The following is a 19,252-nucleotide window of genomic DNA, read 5'->3' as shown; positions in this document are numbered from 1 at the left end:
ATGAAAATATCTAAGACATCCTTTGCCGTAAAGTCTTTGGGCTTTGCTTCCGTCCTTGTTGGAATCCTCCTTGCCGCTTGCGGTGAGCAGGGGACAACTGAAAACATTACCCAGATTAACCAGATAGGTATGGAGGTGGTTTCCTCGGTGAAGGATTTGCCGAAGTGCACCAAGGACAACGAAGGTGAACTAGCGCTGGTGAAGGGTGAAACGTCGGTTCGCGTGTGCGTTGATGGCAAGTGGTTTGCGACGGTTGCGAAGGATTCCTCCGACAACGAATTCTCCTGCACGACCAAGGAACTCAAGGACAAGAGCGGCTTAAAGATCATCTGCAACGGCGATTCTATCGGTGTGGTCCTGAACGGAGCCAAGGGTGATAAGGGCGATGCTGGTGAACAAGGTGTTCAAGGCGAGCGGGGCATTCAAGGCGAACAGGGTGTCCAAGGTGAAAAAGGAGACAAGGGCGATGCTGGCGAGCAGGGGCTACAGGGCGAAAAGGGAGAACAAGGTATTCAGGGTAAAACCGGTAAGCAAGGTGAAAAAGGGGATACTGGTGATAAAGGAGAACCTGGGGATAAGGGTGATTCTGGTAAGGATGGCGCCAGCTGTTCTATTGCAGGGCAGACTGATTCCACAGTGACTATCAAGTGCGGTGAAAAGTCCGTTGTTTTGAATTTGGGCGGTAAGGGTAGTTCTGGTATTGTTGATACATTGGAACTTGATTCCGAAAAGATTGCGATTTCTCTCGACACATTGACTGGTTTCTCGCAGAAGGGACCTTTCCTCAAGGGGTCTTCGGTTTACCTTTATGAACTTTCCGACGGTCGTACGCTTAAGCAGACGAACGGCAACTTTACGAGTGTCATTACAAGCGATGATGGCCGCTACACGTTCCAGTCGCGCGATCTCGTCAGCCAATATGCTTTAATTGTGGTAGATGGTAAGTACAGGAACGAGGTGACGGGAAAACCGACCTCGACGAATATCAAGTTGCAGGCGTACACGAATATGCTAATGCACAAGTCCGCAAACGTGAACCTGCTTACGCATCTGGAAAAGGACCGCGTGTTCTACCTGGTGACAAAGAAGGGGATGACTGTCCGTGCGGCAAAGAAACAGGCGCAGGCGGAAATCTTCAAGCAGTTCCATATCGACGCGTCGGGCTTCAAGAGTGAATCCGAGGACTTGGACGTGTTCGGCAAGACCGATGCGGATGCCGCGCTACTTGCGATATCGATTCTTTTGCAGGGGGCTGACGACGAGACCGCGCTTTCAGTGCTATTGACGGAAATTTCGAGCGACATGGAGAAGGATGGCCTGTGGAATGAAGACTCTGCTGCTGCAACCAAGGCGGCAATTGCCGACTGGAATATTTCGGCGGATGGAATGCTGGCGCGAATCCGTAGCTATGTGACCGGTTGGGGACTTGGCGGTGGCAATGTCCCTGCTTTTGAAAAGTATGTTAGACAATTCTATGGCATTGAATTGGGGCTCGGTGTGTGTGGCAGCGACAGTGTCCCCGTTGGAATGGTCAAGCATGTGACGAATGCAAATTCGAGATATTACGCAAAGAGTTATACCGATACGACACGTGTTGGTGGTAAAAGTGTTGATGGTAAAATCCGTTTTATCTGCGTGGATGCCGACAGTGCCAGGTGGCGTTTTGCAACTAATATTGAAAAAGATAGATACGGCTGGAAACCGAAAAATACAAAGGATGGTTCTTTGTTGAACGGACCTGTTACGGGAGAGAAAATGGTCTGGGACGCTGATACTTTAAGGTATGCAAATAGTACTGAAATTGAATTTGGTTTGGGATGTACGTCATACAACAAGGGGAAGTTTGTAACAAAAGTGGCTGAGTCGGAGTTTGGGGAATATGGGTACCTGTGTGAATCTGAAGGCGTGATTTCGCCGGAAGTTTCTATTCAAAGAGATGAATCAAAATTTGGGACTTTGACCGATGACCGCGATGGGAAAAAGTATTATACCATCAAAATTGGGACCCAAACCTGGATGGCCGAAAACTTGAATTTTGATTATAAGGTGGATGGTGTTTCTTATGGTAATGTTTGTAATTTTGAAAAAGATGATGATATAGCTGATTTAAGAACATATAGTCTTCAAAATAACGAAGATTGCTCGAGGTACGGTCGTTTTTACCAATGGGGTGCGGCAATGGATAGCGCCGGCATATATTCAACAAATGGAGAAGGATGTGGAAATGGTAAAACTTGCACACCGGTTTACCCTGTTCGTGGGGTTTGTCCGAAGGGTTGGCATTTGCCGGATTCGCTGGAATGGCAGGCATTGTACGATGCTGTAGGCGGTTCTGCCATATCCCTAGAGCTAAAGGGCAACCTCCACTGGACTGGTTCAACGGATGATTACGGCTTTTCTGCGATTCCTAATAATGTCGAAGAATATTTGAAGAATCATCCTGCTTATAATCAAGGAGAAAATCAATTTTTTTCTATTGTTTTTTGGGCTGCTTCGGAATTGACAAAAAAATATTCTGATTTTGATTATAGTTCTAGTTTCGATTTCACATGCTCACCGGAATACTACGCTAGCTATGTGATAATGGATACAGACTGGTTTGGAATTAATCCGTATGCTGTTTATAAAACAAATAATAATTCCGTCCGATGCGTCAAGGACTCTGATTGACCGTTTTTATCTCGTCACCCATCATTTGCTTTGTAAACTTTGCTACATTTGGGCGCGAAATGATTCGATTCAAACATAAACCTATTGACCGCTCGGAGTCTAAGTACAAGAGACTCAGTCGTATATATTATAACCGCATGTTCCCCAAGCGTCAGGATGCGCTCAAGGTGGCATGGTCCGTGGCGGCGGGCGTGTTTATTGGCATTTGGCCGACTATTGGTGTAGCTATTATTCTGACGGTTGCGTTCTGCGCCTTGTTCAGACTCCCGAAGGTGCCGGGGATTGTGGCCTCTTTCGTGGCGAACCCGCTCACTCAGTTCGGTTTCTTTTACCCGTCAGGATATGCCATCGGTTGCTGGCTGTTGAATCCCGAAAAAATCAATTTTGATTTTCTTGAGGAATTTGAGGGGCTTTCTTTTAAGAACTGCTTCTCCTTGGTTTCGCACTTGTGGCACGATGCCGCTGGGCACTTGGCGGCTTTTATGGTGGGAATTACGATTGTGGCTGCCATTGGCGGTGCAATCTTTTTTTTCCTGGCCTATTTTATTGTAAATTATCGCAAGAAAAAGTGGATGGAGGCGAAAACCGGCTACATCCAGAGCTTGATTGCTGAAGACGAAGCTTTAATTAAAGAAGCACACAAAGGAAAACACCCTATGATGCACATCTATCCGTTCAAGGCCTTGCGCCCGGTGAACCCGGCCGAAGCCGAAACGATTTCTGCCCTCCCGTACGACGTGATGAACCGCGCCGAAGCTAAGGCCATGGCCGAAGGGCTTCCTCATTCCTATCTGCGCGTGACCCGCGCCGAGCTGGAATTGCCCGATGAACTCGATGCATACGACCCGAAGGTGTACGCTCATGCCCGCGAAAACCTCGACAAGATGATTGCCGACGGCGTGATCGCTTACGACAAGAAGCCTTGCCTCTACGTTTATCGCCAGACCATGAACGGTCGCGAACAGTACGGTCTCGTTTGCTGCGTGCCCGCTGCCGACTACTTCAACGGCATTATCAAGAAGCACGAACTGACCCGCGCCGACAAGGAAGAAGACAGACTCCGCCATGTGCTTGCCACCAACGCTAACACCGGTCCGGTGTTCCTGACCTACCGCGATCAGGGTCAGTTTGACGTGTTTGGTGCCGTTACCAAGCGTAAGCCCGTCTATGACTTTGTAAGCAAGGGCGACGGCTTTGGCCACACGGTTTGGGTGATTGACGATGACGCTGAAATCGAAGCCATCCGCAAGTCTTTCGAAGCCGTTCCGGTGAGCTACATCGCCGACGGTCACCACCGCAGTGCTGCCGGTGCTCGCGCCGCAAGCTTCCGCGCTGAACAGAACCCGAACAACACCGGTGACGAAGAATACAACCGTTACCTCGCCATCCTTTTCCCGAGCACCCAGCTCAAGATTCTTGACTACAACCGCGTACTCAAGGACCTGAATGGCCGTACTCCGGAACAGCTCATGGACGAAATGAAGAAGGTGTTCGACATCGTGGCTCTCGACAAGATGCAGAGCCCCGCTAAGCAGAACCAGGTGAATTTCTACATGGGCGGCAAGTGGTACGCTTGCACGTTCAAGGCAGAATATCTCCAGAACTTGGGCCCGGTGGATAGCCTCGATGTGGCTCTCCTCCAGAAGCTTATCTTGAAGCCGCTCTTCGACATCGACGACCCGCGTACTTCCAAGCGTATCGACTTCGTCGGTGGCATTCGCGGTCTCGGCGAACTCGTGAAGCGCGTTGACAGCGGTGAATGCGCCTGCGCCTTTGCCATGTACCCGACGACTCTCGATCAGCTGATGAACATCGCCGATGCTGGCGAAATCATGCCGCCGAAGAGCACCTGGTTTGAACCCAAGCTCCGCGACGGTCTGCTGGTTCACTCGCTGGACTAAGTTCCTGGTATCAGATTATAGGTATATAATCACGGCTTCGCCGCCGATTTGTGCGACGAGGCCTGTACAAAAAAAGAGCTGTAAGATGAAACTTACAGCTCTTTTTTTACTAGAGTCGTCCTCGACCGAAGGGAGGTCGGACAGCACTTGGCAAGTGGACGCCTTTGGCGTCCGCAATTTCGGCTCAACCATGCCAGAATGTAAACATTCTGTCGCGGCGTTCGCCTTATATGCTTTTGTTGCCTTAGTGCGCATGATCCCCGAATGGGGAAGATCCATTATAGAATGCCCTTCTGGATCCCGTCGCTGTGCTCCAGGAGACAGCCTCATTTTTAATTAGCTTCAGGGCTTTCTTCTTCCGTTGCAAGGAGCGAAAGGGCGAAGTCGACGGCCTTGTCGAGGAATTTCTTTGCGGGAACTACAACCTTGTCCTTAATGCGGTCCGGCCATTCCAAGTAACGCCCGATGAAATCGTCCTGCGTAAAGTATCCGAATTCGCGGGAATCGGGGCAGTTCGAACCCTTGAGGCAGATAACGTAGAAACAGTCCTTGTCAATCACAATCTTGTTGAGCGGTTCTTCGAGGAATTTTTCGGGTTTCGGTTCGGTAACCTTTTTGGCTACGTTTGCTGCTGTATCCTTGGCGGCAACAGTATCCTTGACGGTTGAGTCTTTAGGGACTTTAACAGTTTTGGCAGGCGCTTTAGTTGCAGAATCGGAGGCCGCCGTTTCTGCCTCGTTTGTATCTAAGGGTGGCGGCGGAGTAAGCTCGATTTGATCGGGCTTAAGGCGGAACAGTTCCCTTTTGATTGTGATGGGGGCGTTGCCGGGTTCGCTTTGACGAATCTGCAGTTCAATCAGGTAGCGGTCCTGCCACGGCAAAAAGTCGACTTCCTTGAGGCTTACCTGACGGTTAGCGATCTTGGTGGCACCCACGCGGTCGATGTTGATTTCGCGGTCCCCTTGCCACAGGCTCGACTTTACTGCAATCTTGTGACCGTGCGTATGCAGGTAGGCGATAGCGTAATCTTGTTCGATGTCATTTAATTTGTCAAAATAAAGGGTGTCTCCCGCTTTGGGAATGTAGATTTTTTTGCTTTGGATAAAGGCGTCCTCGTCTTTCCACTTGAAATTGCGGTAGGGGGTACGGACGATTCCCTTGTCCGAAATTTCGATAGAATCGCCCGGCATGGCGAGTACCTTGCGGACCATGGTTTCGCCGCTTTTGAGCGTGAGCCAGACGATTTCTTGTTCCTTGATTCCAGATTGGCACTGGGGCAGTTTGCACATCCAGTGAATAGAATGTTCCTTGAACTTTGGCGTCATGGAAGCATCCATAATCTTCACCGGAGCGATGGCGTACAGGCGAGTGGCGAGCGCAATGCCTGCCGCAAACAGAAGCATCAGGGACAACAGAAAGATATGGCTCTGCGAATTTTTCCGCTGAAGCCTTTTTACCTTTCTTGAAAGTCCTGACATTCGCCTTAGTCTCCGTTGCTCGTGGAATTGTCCGAAAGCGAAAGCACGGCGAGGAACGCCTTCTGCGGCACTTCCACGGAGCCGATGCTCTTCATGCGCTTCTTACCTTCTTTCTGCTTTTCAAGGAGCTTGCGCTTACGGGTAATATCGCCGCCGTAGCACTTGGCAAGCACATCCTTACGCACGGCCTTCACCGTAGAACGGCTGATAATCTTTCCGCCAATGGCACCCTGGATAGCCACGTCGAACTGCTGGCGCGGAATCAGATCCTTGAGCTTTACGCAGATGGCGTTCGCGTAGGTGTGCGCCTTGTCCTTGTGGATAATCACCGAGAAGGCGTCCACCGGGTCGCCGTTCAGTAGGATGTCGAGCTTCACCAAGTTGTTGCGCCTGTATTCGCTCGGGGCGTAGTCGAGGCCAGCGTAGCCGCGGCTGACCGACTTCAGACGGTCGTAGAAGTCGAACATGATTTCGGCGAGCGGCAGGTTGTACTTGAGAATCACCTTTTCTTCGTCGAGGTATTCCATGGTCTCGAATTCGCCGCGCTTTTCTTCGCAGAGCGTCATGAGCGCACCCACGTATTCCTTGGGCGTAAAGATCTGCGCCTTCACGTAAGGTTCTTCGATGTGGTCGTAACGGCTTGCGTCCGGGAGCTTCGAGGGGCTTTCGATTTTCACCATCGTGCCGTCGCTCATGTACACGTGGTATTCCACGTTCGGTACGGTTGTGATGATGTCGACGTTGAATTCGCGGTCGAGGCGTTCCTGCACGATTTCCATGTGCAAGAGTCCGAGGAACCCTGTGCGGAATCCAAAGCCGAGCGCTTCGGAGGTTTCCGGTTCCCAGCTCAAGGCGGAATCGTTCAGGCGGAGCTTTTCCAAGGCCTCGCGCAAGTCCTTGTAGTCTTCCGGGTTGATGGGGTAGATGCCGGAATAGATCATCGGCAAAATATCCTTGTAGCCCGGGAGCGGCTCGGTGGCGGGGTTCGCTGAATCGGTGAGTGTATCGCCGATTTTCACGTCGCTAATCGTCTTCACGTTTGCAAGTACATAGCCCACCATGCCTTCGGTGAGTTCGTTGCGCGGGTCGCGGCGCATGCTGAAGGTGCCGACTTCGGTCACCATGTATTCGGCGCCGGTCTTCATCATCTTGATTTTCATGCCGGCGCGGATAGAGCCTTCTACTACGCGGATATAGTTGATCACGCCGCGGTAGGAATCGTACACGGAGTCAAAAATCAACGCCTTGAGCGGATTTCCGCTGTCGCCCTTGGGGGCGGGGATTTCGTCGACAATCTTGTCGAGCACCTGGTCTACGTTCAGGCCGGTCTTTGCCGAAATGCGCGGAATCTTTTCCGGGTCGTAACCGAGCAGGTCGCCTACGAGCTGTGCCACATGGTCGGGCTGTGCACCCGGCAGGTCCACCTTGTTGAGCACCGGAATAATTTCCAAGTCGTTTTCGAGCGCGAGGTAGAGGTTCGAAAGCGTCTGGGCTTCGATGCCCTGGCTGGCATCCACCACCAGAATCGCGCCTTCGCAAGCGGCCAATGAACGGCTGACTTCGTAGGTGAAGTCCACGTGCCCCGGCGTGTCGATCATATTCAGGATATATTCCTTGCCGTCCTTTTCGTAAACCATGCGGATGGCGTGCGCCTTGATGGTGATACCGCGTTCGCGTTCAAGGTCCATGTCGTCCAGGAGCTGGTTTGTCATTTCGTTCTTGGCGACGGTTTTGGTCAGTTCAATCATGCGGTCGGCAAGAGTCGATTTACCGTGGTCAATGTGGGCGATAATGCTGAAATTTCTGATATTGTCGTTTTGCGGCATAGGTGCGATAGAATTATCGGGTGAATACTGCTATTTTTCGGGCTAAATATAGAAAATGCGCGAATAGGCTTTGACAAAAAAAGCTATATTAACGATATAAAACAAAGATGTGCACCATCAGTTATGGTTGTTATGAAAAATTTCCGTTTTCGTCCATTGTTCTTTATTGCCATTGTTGTCGCTCTCGCATCCGGTTTCTTCTGCTTCGGTTTTGCCGAGGGCAAGGTCTTCGAAAAGGACTATTCCGAAATCAAGGAAATCCAGGCTATCATCGAAACGCACGAAGGTAAAATCGTCGTTGACCTGGATTTCAAGGCCGCACCCAATACGGTCGCCAATTTTGTGGACCTTGCAAATAAGGGCTTCTATAATGGCCTTTTGTTCCATCGCGTGATTCCTGGTTTCATGATCCAGGGCGGCGATCCCGAAGGGACTGGCAGGGGCGGGCCCGGCTACACGATTGACGACGAAATTTCGAAACTTACGCATGAGGCCGGTGTGATTTCGATGGCCAACCGTGGCCCGAATACGAACGGTTCGCAGTTCTTTATTACGCAGACGCCCCAGCATCACCTGGACGGCAAGCATACTGTGTTCGGTAAAGTTATCGAAGGGCAAGACGTTGTGTGCCGTGTTGAACCGAACGATCCTATTATCAACATCTCTATTGTGGAAAAGAAGTAACCTATGAGTTCTAAGAAAGTCGCATCTAAGGAAACGAAGTCTACCGCCAAAAAGACGGCTGCAAAACCGGCAGAGGCTAAGGCTTCGGCCAAGAAAACCGCAGCAACCGCTGCGGCTGCAAAGGCTTCCTCCCCCAAAACGGCAGCAAAGCCTACTGCATCCAAGACAACCAAGTCTGCTGCAAAGCCTGCTGCAGAAACTAAGGCTGCTTCTAAATCTACGAAGGATTCAAAGTCCGTTAAGGAAACGAAGGCCGTAAAGTCCGAACCGAAGTCGAACAAGACTGAAACGAAGGTTTCTGCAAAGCCGACGACGGGAAAGGGCGAAACGAAGTCCGCCAAGAACGACACGAAAAAGCCGACCGTGGACAAGGCCTCTTCGGATACGAAAAAGGTGACGAAGGATGATCCGAAAAAGACTTCGGTAAAGAACACGACGAAGTCTCCGGTGAAAGAAGACAAGGAAGAAAAGAAGCCGGTAAAGGAACCTGTTAAGGAACCGGTGAAGCAGGAACCTGTAAAGGCTGCTCCGGAACCGCAGCCGGAACCTCCTGTCGAAAAGCCTAGTCCCGAAAAGAGGGGCAAGGGCGCAGACTACGATTATGCCGTATTGCTCCAGGGCGTGAAGAGGCTTTCGAAAACCATCATGTTCACCAAGGTGGACGAAGCCGAAGACCGTTCCAACAAGAAGAAAATGTCGAGCGACGTCAAGGTTGATGTCAAGCCGACGTCTTCTATTCGCCACAAGGCTTCCTTGGCCGAAGAAACGCAGGAAGAATTGACCGAGCGTATCCTTAAGGAACTCGAAGAACAGAACCGCATTTTCGAACGCGAAGCTGCAACGCAGATGTGCACCCGCTGCAACCGCAATCTGGTCTCTCCGGAATTCTGGGTCGATAAGCACCTTGGTTTCTGCGAAGAATGTGCCACGATCCTGAAGCTCGGCCAGTCCAAGGAAGCTCGTAAGGTGGAATACCAGCTGGGTTCCATGGACGGTGACTCCCTGGACGAAGAAGATGAAGACTTTATCGGACCGGACGCCGACGACCTGAAGGAAGCCGAAGAAGATCTCGCCGAAATGGGCGAATAAATCTCGGCAAGAAATTGCCGCGTCGCACGTAAATAGCTCGACTGCGCGTACAAGGCGTGAATCGCGGAAAAAATTAAAAATCCGCTCCAGGCTCAAAACCTGGGGCGGTTTTCTTTTTAAGATCGATGTCCCGCGCAGAGCTGGGAACGAGTGAACTTAGTTCACCTTGCGCATCACGCCGATGAGCTTTCCGGCAATGGTGAAGTCCTTGTCTTTCTTGACGATAATCGGACGGTAGCGCGGGTTTGCCGGACGCAGTTCTACGTGGTCGGCAAGCGGATGGTAATACTTGACGGTTGCCTCGTTGTCGACCTGGGCCACGATGATTTCTCCGCGTTCGGCGGTCTTTTGCTGGCGTGCGAAGATGAGGTCGCCGTCGAAAATGCCGGCGTTAATCATGGAGTCGCCCTTGACGCGGAGCGCAAATACGTCGGAGCGGCAGGCGAGGAAATCGCGGTCGATGGTGACCGTACCTTCGAGGTTCTGGACAGCGAGGATCGGGGTACCTGCAGCGACGCGGCCAACGATGGGCACTTCAATGGTGTTGCTCGGTTGTTCGGCCTGGTTGTCTTCTTGACCGTTGCTGATGACTTCGATACCGCGGCTAAGTCTCGGGGAACGGTTGATGTAGCCTTTCTTGATGAGGGCGGCGAGAATCGAACGGACTCCGTTGGTCGAAGAAATCTCGAAATGGTTGCCGATTTCGCGAACGGTGGGCGGCATACGGTTTTCCTTGGAATACTTCTTGATGTATTCCAGGATTTCTTCTTGGCGTGTGGTGAGTTCCTTGCGCTTGATGTTGTTGTCCATAATGAACCTCGCTTTTGTAAATTCCATATACAAATATAATGCTCAATTGGGCAATTGTCAATAGGTTCACTGCACAAAAATTCATTATTTTACAAAAACACTCTATTTTTTTTCTATCTTTTACTTAGAGATGGAATCCCTATCAGAATTTATCACTTTTGCCCGTAGCGAAACGCTCAACCTCTTCAGCAAGGCCGAGGGGGGCGCGATTCATGTAAACGGGGCGACGGTTCCGGCGGCTGCCATGATGGTGGCCTCCCGATTCCTTAAAAAGCCGAATCCGATTCTGGTGGTGGCTAAGGATTACAAGAGCGCTGAGAACTGGGTCGAAAATCTGGAAGGATTCCTGGGCGAAGAGTTTGTCCGCTTTTTCCCGTCGATTGGCTTGAAACCTTACGAAAAGAAGGTGCCTTTCGAAGGCGTTGTCGAAGAGCGCCTCAAGTTTTTCCGCGATATAGAGAGTGAAAGTCCTTTTGTAACGGTTTGTCCGCTCGATTCTTTCTTGATGCGGCTTCCGGCTCCGCATACGGTGATGAAGGATTGCCTTGAACTCAAGGTGGGCGGCGTTGCGGAACCGTCTTCGTTACGCCCCTGGTTTTTGGATCACGGATTCGTAGAACAGCCCGTGGTTTCGGGCGTGGGGGAGTTTTCCATTCGCGGTTGCATCGTAGATGTGAACTGCCTGCTGTATCCGCATCCGATTCGTATCGAATTCTTTGGCGATGAGATTGAATCGATCCGTAGCTTCGACATTTTCTCGCAGCGTTCCGTAGAGACCATGAAGTCGGTGAAGCTTTTCCCGATGGGCGAGTTTACGGTCAAGGAACACGAGGCTGCATGTTACAACGGTGACCTTTCGGGGCTCTGGTGGCATCGTGGGCATTACCAGTCGCTGAATTCTAGCCTGCTCGATTACTTGCCGAATGCCTCGCTGGTGTTTGAGGAACTTTCGCTGTTGTCGGAGAATGCGGCGAAGTATTATTTGAACTGTGAAAATACCTTCAGGGAAGTTCGCGAAGTCGATACCGAGGCGGTGGACCCGGCGCATACCTGGTTCAAGATGGGCGAACTTTCGCGCCAGTTTGTAGGCCGCACCTCGATGGATGTTTCCCGTGTGCAGCTCAATGACGGCAACAGTCACGAGCTGAATTGCAAACCGCAGGATTTCTCGTCGAATGGGACCGAAGCTGTCGCCAAGGAAATCGAGGAATTTGCAGCCCGAGGCGGAACCGTTTACGTGGTGGCGCCTACGGCTGGTGCGCTGGGGCGTATCAAGCAGATGCTCGAAGGTCTCCCGGTCGAAGATTACATAGTCGGCAACATGTCCGAAGGTTTTTGGCTCGAAGACGACGGAATCGCCTTCCTGACCGAGACCCGAATTTTCAATCGCCATTCGAACAAGACTCGCAAACGCAAAATCGCTGGCTCCGTTTCGAGCGCCCTGATGATTGAATCGCTGAACCGCGGCGATTTTGTTTCGCACGAAGACCACGGCGTGGGCCGGTATCTGGGGCTTGTGCGCGTGAACGTGAACGGGGGCATGGTGGACTGTGCCCTGCTCGAATATGCGGGCGGTGACAAGCTCAAGTTCCCCGTGGCGGACTTGCAGAAGATTGAACGCCTCGATACGCAGGAGAATCCTCCGAAGCTCGATCGCCTGGGCGGCAAGGCCTGGGAAAATCTCAAGGAGCGCGTCAAGAAAAAGGTCATCCAGATTGCGCGTGAACTGGTGGAACTTTACGCCAAGCGCGAACTGGTGGAAGGCTATGCTTTCTCGCCCGATGGTAAGTTACAGAAAGACTTTGAGGAAGCCTTTGAATATGATCCGACGCCCGACCAGGTGAAGGCTACCGAAGATATCAAGCGCGACATGGAATCGCGTCGCCCCATGGATCGCCTGATTTGTGGCGATGTGGGCTTTGGCAAGACGGAAGTCGCTATGCGTGCGGCGTTCAAGTGCGTGGTGGACAAAAAGCAGGTGGTTCTCTTGGTGCCGACGACGATTTTGGCGGCGCAGCATTACGAAAACTTCATGGACCGCTTTGCGGGCTTTGGCGCAAACATCGCTCTCGTGAACCGCTACAAGAGTGCGAAGGAAAAGAAGGAAATTTTCAAGCAGGTAAGCGAAGGCAAGATTGACATTCTTGTCGGTACGCACAGCCTGCTTTCCGAGAAAAATCAGTTCAAGGACTTGGGTCTTTTAATCATTGACGAAGAGCAGAAATTCGGCGTGAAACAGAAGGAAAAGTTGCGAGAAATGCGCCTTGCGGTCGATACGCTGAGTATGAGCGCGACTCCGATTCCGCGTTCGCTCCATTTGAGCATGACGGGTGTCCGTGATATTTCACTGATTAACACGCCGCCTATGAACCGCTTGCCGGTCGAAACCAAGCTCATGAAGCGCGATGACATGGTGATTAAGCAGGCGATTGAAGACGAACTCGCCCGTGGCGGTCAGGTGTTTGTTGTGAATGACCGTGTTCAAAGTATATACGAGTTGGCCGATGATATTGAACGGCTCGTTCCTGAAGCGCATATCGGTATTGCTCACGGACAGATGAATGATCGCGAACTCGAAAATGCGATGGAGACCTTTATTTCCCGCAAGTTCGATATTCTCGTAAGTACGAGTATTATTGAATCGGGGCTTGACGTGCCGAACGCGAATACGATTATTATCATGAATGCGCATCACTTTGGTATTAGTCAACTTTACCAGATGCGTGGTCGCGTGGGCCGCAGTAGCGTGCTTGCGAAGGCCTTGTTGGTAATACCTTCGCAGCATGATATTTCGGCAGAATCGATGCGACGCTTGAAGGCGCTGGAACAGTTCACTGACCTCGGTAGCGGTTATCAGCTTGCGATGCGCGACCTGGAAATCCGCGGGGCGGGCAACTTGCTCGGCCAAGAACAGCACGGCTTTATCGCGGAAGTCGGCTTTGAAACTTATGTGCGCCTGGTGCGCGAAGCGGTGGAGCAGCTGCGCGGTGGAACCGCCGAAAAGCCGATTCAGCCCCGTGTGGAACTCGGCGTAGACGCTTACCTCCCCGAAGACTACATTCAGGACGGTCTCACTCGAATTTCGATGTACCAGCGGATTGCTCGTGCCACCCATATCGACGAGATGACGGGGCTTGCGCAGGAACTCGCGGATCGATTCGGGCCTGTGCCCGATGCCGCCAAGATGTTGCTCTTGGTGACCGAAATCGGGCTCTTGGCGGGGCGGCTCCGTATTCAGGGCCTGGTGCAGCGTAAGGGAATGCTCGCGGCCACCTTCGTGGAATTCCCGCCGCCCGATCCGCGAATCATCAGCGAAATGTACGCCAATACGCAGTTCCCCATGCGAATCATGGGCGGCTCGCCGCTGCAAGTCGTCATTGAGCTTGGAAAGGGGAATGCCGTGGAACTCGCCGAAAAGGCGCTTAAGGAATTCCGCGCCTTCGCGGTGATTAAGGCTGATTCAACCGTCGCGACGGTCCCCACTCAGAAAGCCTCATCCTGAGCGAAGGGCTAAGCCCGGAGTCGAAGGATCTCTAGCTGATTTTTTTCGGATTGTCATGCCCGCGTAGGCGGGCATCTCCCTTTCTTGTTGAATTTTTTTGTCGTTATAATCTAAATTGTAGTTGAAAAAAGGTGCCTTCTTATGAAAAAAAGTTTATTCCCCACCATGTCATCCTGGAACTATAGGTCCCTGAACCTGCCGAAGGGCCGTTGCGTCGAAGGATCTCTAGCAGCATTTCTCGTTGCCATCTTCCTCACGGCTTGCGGCGAAAACACCACTACCGAAAAAATCGTAGAGGAGGCAACCGGCGGCACAGAAATCGTTTCCTCGGTTAAAGACCTCCCCAAATGCACTAAGGACACTCAGGGCGAACGCGTCTGGGTCAAAGACGAATCCGCCGACCGAGTCTGCGTAGACGGCAAGTGGTTTGCCACGAAGGAATCCGCGAAGGATACTGTGTTTGTGGCGGGCGATACGGTTTACTTGAATGGAGGCGATTTCAGTTGCACCACCAAGGAACTCAATGATAAGAGCGGCCTCAAGATTATCTGTAACGGCGACAGCATCGGCGTGGTGCTGAACGGTGCCGCTGGTAAGGACGGAGCAAAGGGCGACCAAGGCGATACTGGTGCAGACGGAAAGAATGGTAAGGATGGTGTCGGTTGCTCGATAGTCAATCAGACGGACTCTTCTGCCATCATCAAATGTGGCAATTCTACGATGACGCTGAATTTTAAGGTCGGGGGAGCTTCGGTCGATACGACAGCAGGAGACTCTCTTGAACTTGACTCCGAAAAGATTGCGATTTCGCTGGATTCACTTTCCGGTTATTCGCAGAAGGGGCCTTTCCTGAAGGGCTCCTCGGTTCTGTTGTATGAACTTTCCGATGGCCGCACCCTCAAGCAGATGGGAAACTCTTTTACCAGTCGCATAGAGAAGGACGATGGACGCTACAAGTTTAGTTCGCGTAATCTGGTAAGCCAATATGCCCTGATCGAAGTGGAAGGTAACTACCGTAACGAGGTGACTGGCAATAATACGAATTCGAATATCAAGTTGCAGGCCTACACCAATATGCTTATGCGTAAGTCCGCAAACGTTAACCTGCTGACACACCTTGAAAAGGACCGCGTGTATTACTTGGTGACGAAGGAAAAGAAAACGGTACGGGCTGCTAAGAGACAGGCTCAGGCTGAGATTCTTTCGGCGTTCCACATCGATGCAAGCAACTTCAAGACGGAATCCGAAGACCTCAACGTGTTTGGTAAGTCGGACGCCGATGCGGCACTCCTTGCCATTTCGATTCTGTTGCAACGTTCTTTTAACGAAACGGCGCTTTCGGTGCTGTTGACGGAAATGTCTATCGATTTGGAAGAGGATGGCTCTTGGGATGATGCCTCGAAAAAGGCTGAAATCTCTGACTGGGCCGCAACGGTGGATGACGCTGGTGAATTGGCTGAGATCCGTAGTCATGTCGAAAAATGGAAACTCGGTGACGTTCCTGACTTTGAAAAATTTGTTCATCGGTTCTGGAGCGAGGAACTTGGCCTTGGCGTGTGTGGCAGTGATAGCGCTCCCGAGGGAACTGTAAAACGGGTTACGAATTCAAGGTCGAGCTATTATGCACAGTCTTATAAAGATACTTCGAGTGCAGGCAGAAAAGTTCGCTTTATCTGTGTGGATGCCGAAAGTGCTAGGTGGCGTAAGGCGACTGATTTGGAAAAGGATCGGTTTGGTTGGAGTCCGAAGAATACAAAGAAGGGTGCGCTTCTTGATGGTCCGGTTACAAGACGAAAAATGGTTTGGGATGCGGATACGCTTCGGTATGCGGATAGTTTAGAAATTTATTTGAATAAAGGGTGCGTGAGTTATTTGTCGAGTCCGTCTGACACTTTGGGCTTACACTCATCATATACTTGCACATCTGATGGATGGGAGTTTGATTCTGTGAACGTGATTACGGACCCGCGTGACAATCAAGTTTACAACACCATTAAGATTGGCGGTCAGTATTGGATGGCGGAAAACCTGAACTACGAAGTTGAAAACAGTTTCTGCTACAAAAATGAACCGGATAGCTGTGCCAAGTATGGTAGACTTTATACTTGGGCCGCCGCTCATGGTAAGTCCGAGGAAGAGTGTGGCTATGGTAAGAATTGCTACAATGTTATTTTGAGTAGTGGAGTTTGTCCTGAAGGCTGGCATTTGCCCAGTGGTGAAGAATGGAAAACGCTTTATTCTGTTATGGGTGAAAGTCCTTCAGCGATGCAGGCGAGAGGTTTCGAAAGTTGGACTGATGCTACGGACGATTATGGATTTTCAGCCCTTCCCGGTGGTCGTTTTTACTCTAGCACATATAATCTTGTGGGACAATATGCTCAATTCTGGTGCTTCGGTCAGCAATCTGAAACTTATGGCGGCTACTGGCAATTAAGGGCGAACAGTGCTGGAATTCAGGGACTATACAGTAAGAGCAATGGAAACTCCGTTCGTTGCCTTAAGGACTAACCCTTAACAAACGTCAAATTAAAAAGAGGCGGTCAAGACCGTCTCTTTTGCTGTAAAAAGGCTTGTGCTGAACTTGTGCCTAACCGCCTAATTTCATTGTTTCTTCAAGTTGTTCCTTGAGAGCCTGGGCGATTCTATCGGAAGATTCGTTCTTGAGCAGGTTTGTCGCGATGAATGTTTCGTCTGCGTCGGTTTCGAAACGAATCTGTTCCGCTGGAATTTGGGGAATCGCGTCGAGGGTCGCTTTCTTGCGGAAGGAATCCTGATGCAAAGAGAAAATGGGACTCATCGGCTGGGAGCTTTGCACGACAGAAATATCTCCGCCGAAACGGTGGAAAATCACGTGGATTTTCGGGGCGCGTTTCCGTGTCTTGATAACGGACTTTTTGCCGGGATAGCCACATTCTTCCAAAATTTTCACGATGCGCGAGTAGTCTCCGACGCAGTGAATGTGCAAATCGCGGTGCTTGTCGCGGGCAAGTTCCACCTGCCGCCGGAAAGCTTGTTCCTGAAGCCCCGGTTTTCCGTTGTCGTCGGAGTAACCTTCGTAGCGTTTGTCCAGGCCGCATTCGCCGACGCATGCTTCGGGATAGTTGTCCAATAGCGATTCGAGGCGTTCCCAGTCCGCTTCTGTAACGTCGCTAGCGACCATCGGGTGAATTCCGTAGCTACGGGTGGATCCTTCGAATAGGTTGCCATCCATTTTCTGCAAAACTTCCCACTCCCAGGGTTCGCAGGCAATCGCGTTGAAATGCAAACCCTGGTCCTGCAGGGTTATTGCCAGTTTTTTCGGCTGGGGGAGTCGCGCCAAATGAAGGTGAAAGTCGTACATACCCTTAATATAATCCCGAAAAACGAGATTTTACCAAATAAAAGAAAAAAAGTTCTTGTTTTTTTCTCAAAAAAAGCCTAATTTAGATGTATAAGTTACTTTTGCATTAAAAAGGAGTTTTTTATGCGTGATCTTTTGGAAAAAGCCTTGAACAAGGGTCTCGGTGTTTCTTTTACAATCGAAGGCGGTTTTGCTGTTATTCGTATCACCAAGGGGGCAGAAGTCGTTGCGTCCTGTAGCCTTGGTTCGGCCGATTTCCGTACGAGCGTCGAAGACTCCCTGCAGTCGCTTTTGCTGGATTTGGAACGCAAGGGCGTATAGCAAGTCGCCTCTGGCCGCAATTTTAAATGAAAAAGTCCCGCGGATAAAATCCGCGGGACTTTTCTAATTCCCTAGAAATTTTAACTAGTACCTAGTAACTAAGAACTAGGAACTAATTAATACGGCCAACCAGGTTACCCGAGATCATGAAGTCCTTGGTGCAGCCGTAGCTGTGGAAACCGGCGGACAGGCTGAAGCGGTCGGTGAAAGCCTTTTCCAGGTAGAGGGCGCCCAGAACGTTCTTCACGTGCTTCGGCTTGTTTTCCATACCCCAGAAGTCGCTGTGGTTTTCACGGTCGTCAACGTATTCCGCTTCGAGGATGATGCGGTCAACCACCGGAGTGTAGAAGGCGAAACCACCCGTAACCGGAATCACCATGTCGTCGGCCATGTCCATAAGGGCGGCTTCGGCAAAAACATCCACGGTGTTGTTGACGAGCGGCAGGTTAGCCTTCAAAGATGCGTTGTGCTTGATGTCGGCATCGCTGTCGTAAACGGCGTCGAACAGGTTGCTGCGGTAGGCGAGCTGAACCTTGAGCCTGGAAATGCCTTCGAGACCGTGGAAGTTGAAGGCGGCGCGCAGGTCACCCTTATCCAGGTTTTCGGACTTGCTGATAAAGGAAATGTAGGCTTCCATGTTGTCGCTCGGAGTGAAGCCGAATTGCAACTGGTTTTCGGAAGGCTGGGTGGAAAGGAATCCGCTCAGGTAGCCATCGATGTAGCCACCGAAGTAGTCACCACTCTTGTCGGTGTTGTCCCAGCGACCGACCTTGAAGGTGAACAGGTCGGTACCCTGCATTGCCCATGCTTCGTCCAGGGAGAAGTAATCGCCACCGTGGTTGTGAGAACCTTCACGGAGCTGTTCCTTCTTCACCTTCTTGTCGATATTGTCGTCGTCGGACTTGAGGTCGCCCGGGTAGAAGGCTACGCCGATCTTACCCTTGAAGTTTTCGGTTTCGGCGAGAACGGCAAAGTTGGCTTCGCCATTCCAGACTTCGAGGTTGTCGCCCATCTTGTCGTCTTCGCTGGTCCAGAGAACCTTGCCTGCTTCGAGTTCGAAATCCGCGTTGATGTCGAAATCAATCTGGTTCACAGACATGACAGCCTGTTCGATCATCTTTTTCTTTTTGCGCTTTTTCTTCTTGGCGGGCTTCTTTTCGGGGTCTGCAACGGCTTCTTCAGCTGCGGGAGCAGCTTCTGCGGCTGCGACTTCGGTCTTAGCCGGTTCTTCTGCTACGGCAGCTTCTGTTGCGGCCGGGGCTTCGGCTGCGGGGGCTTCTGCAGGCTGAGCTTCGGCGGGTTGTGCTTCTGCCGTCTGTTCGGCAGGAGCTTCTGCCTTGGCTTCTTCAGCGGGGGCGGCTTCAGCTGCGGGAGCTGCTTCAGGGGCTGCTGCTTGTGCGGCAGGTTCTGCGGTGGGAGCTTGTGCTTCGGTGGCGGGTGCTGCTGCGGGCTGGTCCTGAGCCGGAGCTGCTTCAGGAGCTGCAAATACGGCTGCAGCCATGATGCAGGAGGCGATAAACATTTTCTTCATATAAGGAACTCCTTTATATATTCCACGCTATAAATTGTAGCAAAAAATGTTTCATAAGTCATTTTTCCTAGAATTATTTTTAGCTAAAAAGCTAACTTTG

The 19,252-nt window shown here is 51.2% G+C and carries 12 protein-coding genes and 1 pseudogene; 8 read left to right on the top strand and 5 right to left on the bottom strand.

Annotated elements, in window-relative coordinates; genetic code table 11:
• The 3 genes and pseudogenes from Q0W37_RS03795 to Q0W37_RS03790 all read left to right on the top strand — a co-directional run bounded on the left by Q0W37_RS03795 (position 1) and on the right by Q0W37_RS03790 (position 4,571).
• Entirely contained in the window at positions 1-2,670 is a 2,670-nt protein-coding gene (locus Q0W37_RS03795; RefSeq protein WP_297698920.1) for an FISUMP domain-containing protein, read from the top strand.
• A gap of 59 nt (positions 2,671-2,729) precedes the next feature.
• Positions 2,730-3,230 (top strand): annotated as a pseudogene (locus Q0W37_RS15385) (DUF2062 domain-containing protein); the annotation flags it as partial.
• Between the two features lie 96 nt (positions 3,231-3,326).
• Positions 3,327-4,571, top strand: a complete 1,245-nt coding sequence (locus tag Q0W37_RS03790; protein WP_367186234.1) for a DUF1015 domain-containing protein — start codon at positions 3,327-3,329, stop codon at positions 4,569-4,571.
• A 332-nt stretch (positions 4,572-4,903) separates the two neighbouring features.
• Here Q0W37_RS03790 and Q0W37_RS03785 read toward each other — a convergent pair whose 3' ends face one another.
• Together Q0W37_RS03785 and lepA are read right to left on the bottom strand one after the other, a co-directional pair.
• Positions 4,904-5,974 (bottom strand): S26 family signal peptidase, encoded by a 1,071-nt coding sequence (locus Q0W37_RS03785; RefSeq protein WP_297698916.1) that lies wholly within the window; start codon positions 5,972-5,974, stop codon positions 4,904-4,906.
• Positions 5,975-6,054: 80 nt separating this feature from the next.
• Positions 6,055-7,875: a translation elongation factor 4 gene (lepA, locus tag Q0W37_RS03780; RefSeq protein ID WP_297698914.1), complete on the bottom strand. Its 1,821-nt coding sequence runs from the start codon at positions 7,873-7,875 to the stop codon at positions 6,055-6,057.
• Between the two features lie 249 nt (positions 7,876-8,124).
• On the opposite strand from lepA, the gene Q0W37_RS03775 reads away from it, so the two are divergent.
• Positions 8,125-8,559 (top strand): peptidylprolyl isomerase, encoded by a 435-nt coding sequence (locus tag Q0W37_RS03775; protein ID WP_367186233.1) that lies wholly within the window; start codon positions 8,125-8,127, stop codon positions 8,557-8,559.
• A 3-nt stretch (positions 8,560-8,562) separates the two neighbouring features.
• Positions 8,563-9,648: a hypothetical protein gene (locus Q0W37_RS03770; RefSeq protein WP_297698910.1), complete on the top strand. Its 1,086-nt coding sequence runs from the start codon at positions 8,563-8,565 to the stop codon at positions 9,646-9,648.
• Positions 9,649-9,804: 156 nt separating this feature from the next.
• Here Q0W37_RS03770 and lexA read toward each other — a convergent pair whose 3' ends face one another.
• Positions 9,805-10,485, bottom strand: coding sequence for a transcriptional repressor LexA (lexA, locus tag Q0W37_RS03765; RefSeq protein ID WP_297698908.1), 681 nt, complete (start codon positions 10,483-10,485; stop codon positions 9,805-9,807).
• A gap of 103 nt (positions 10,486-10,588) precedes the next feature.
• On the opposite strand from lexA, the gene mfd reads away from it, so the two are divergent.
• Together mfd and Q0W37_RS03755 are read left to right on the top strand one after the other, a co-directional pair.
• Positions 10,589-13,960, top strand: a complete 3,372-nt coding sequence (mfd, locus tag Q0W37_RS03760; protein WP_297698906.1) for a transcription-repair coupling factor — start codon at positions 10,589-10,591, stop codon at positions 13,958-13,960.
• Positions 13,961-14,101: 141 nt separating this feature from the next.
• Complete coding sequence (locus tag Q0W37_RS03755) at positions 14,102-16,468, top strand: FISUMP domain-containing protein (protein ID WP_297698904.1); 2,367 nt, start codon at positions 14,102-14,104, stop codon at positions 16,466-16,468.
• Positions 16,469-16,547: 79 nt separating this feature from the next.
• Here Q0W37_RS03755 and Q0W37_RS03750 read toward each other — a convergent pair whose 3' ends face one another.
• Positions 16,548-17,300, bottom strand: a complete 753-nt coding sequence (locus tag Q0W37_RS03750; protein ID WP_297698903.1) for a TatD family hydrolase — start codon at positions 17,298-17,300, stop codon at positions 16,548-16,550.
• 123 nt (positions 17,301-17,423) lie between these two features.
• Here Q0W37_RS03750 and Q0W37_RS03745 point away from each other — a divergent pair, with 123 nt between their 5' ends.
• On the top strand, positions 17,424-17,621 hold the full coding sequence (locus Q0W37_RS03745) for a hypothetical protein (RefSeq protein ID WP_297698900.1): 198 nt from the start codon (positions 17,424-17,426) through the stop codon (positions 17,619-17,621).
• Between the two features lie 112 nt (positions 17,622-17,733).
• Here the strand turns inward: Q0W37_RS03745 and Q0W37_RS03740 are convergent, their stop codons facing one another.
• Positions 17,734-19,152: a hypothetical protein gene (locus tag Q0W37_RS03740; RefSeq protein ID WP_297698899.1), complete on the bottom strand. Its 1,419-nt coding sequence runs from the start codon at positions 19,150-19,152 to the stop codon at positions 17,734-17,736.
• Positions 19,153-19,252 lie beyond the last annotated feature (100 nt).

It is taken from the genome of uncultured Fibrobacter sp., assembly GCF_947166265.1.
GTDB lineage: Bacteria > Fibrobacterota > Fibrobacteria > Fibrobacterales > Fibrobacteraceae > Fibrobacter.
This window is presented reverse-complemented; position numbering and strand designations above follow the sequence as displayed.

Excerpts from the sequence above, each read along its gene's own strand:
- Q0W37_RS03795 (WP_297698920.1), top strand. The coding sequence starts at position 1 with ATGAAAATATCTAAGACATCCTTTGCCGTAAAGTCTTTGGGCTTTGCT.
- Q0W37_RS03790 (WP_367186234.1), top strand. The coding sequence starts at position 3,327 with ATGATGCACATCTATCCGTTCAAGGCCTTGCGCCCGGTGAACCCGGCC.
- Q0W37_RS03750 (WP_297698903.1), bottom strand. The coding sequence starts at position 17,300 with ATGTACGACTTTCACCTTCATTTGGCGCGACTCCCCCAGCCGAAAAAA.
- mfd (WP_297698906.1), top strand. The coding sequence starts at position 10,589 with ATGGAATCCCTATCAGAATTTATCACTTTTGCCCGTAGCGAAACGCTC.
- lepA (WP_297698914.1), bottom strand. The coding sequence starts at position 7,875 with ATGCCGCAAAACGACAATATCAGAAATTTCAGCATTATCGCCCACATT.
- lexA (WP_297698908.1), bottom strand. The coding sequence starts at position 10,485 with ATGGAATTTACAAAAGCGAGGTTCATTATGGACAACAACATCAAGCGC.
- Q0W37_RS03740 (WP_297698899.1), bottom strand. The coding sequence starts at position 19,152 with ATGAAGAAAATGTTTATCGCCTCCTGCATCATGGCTGCAGCCGTATTT.
- Q0W37_RS03745 (WP_297698900.1), top strand. The coding sequence starts at position 17,424 with ATGCGTGATCTTTTGGAAAAAGCCTTGAACAAGGGTCTCGGTGTTTCT.
- Q0W37_RS03755 (WP_297698904.1), top strand. The coding sequence starts at position 14,102 with ATGAAAAAAAGTTTATTCCCCACCATGTCATCCTGGAACTATAGGTCC.
- Q0W37_RS03770 (WP_297698910.1), top strand. The coding sequence starts at position 8,563 with ATGAGTTCTAAGAAAGTCGCATCTAAGGAAACGAAGTCTACCGCCAAA.
- Q0W37_RS03785 (WP_297698916.1), bottom strand. The coding sequence starts at position 5,974 with ATGCTTCTGTTTGCGGCAGGCATTGCGCTCGCCACTCGCCTGTACGCC.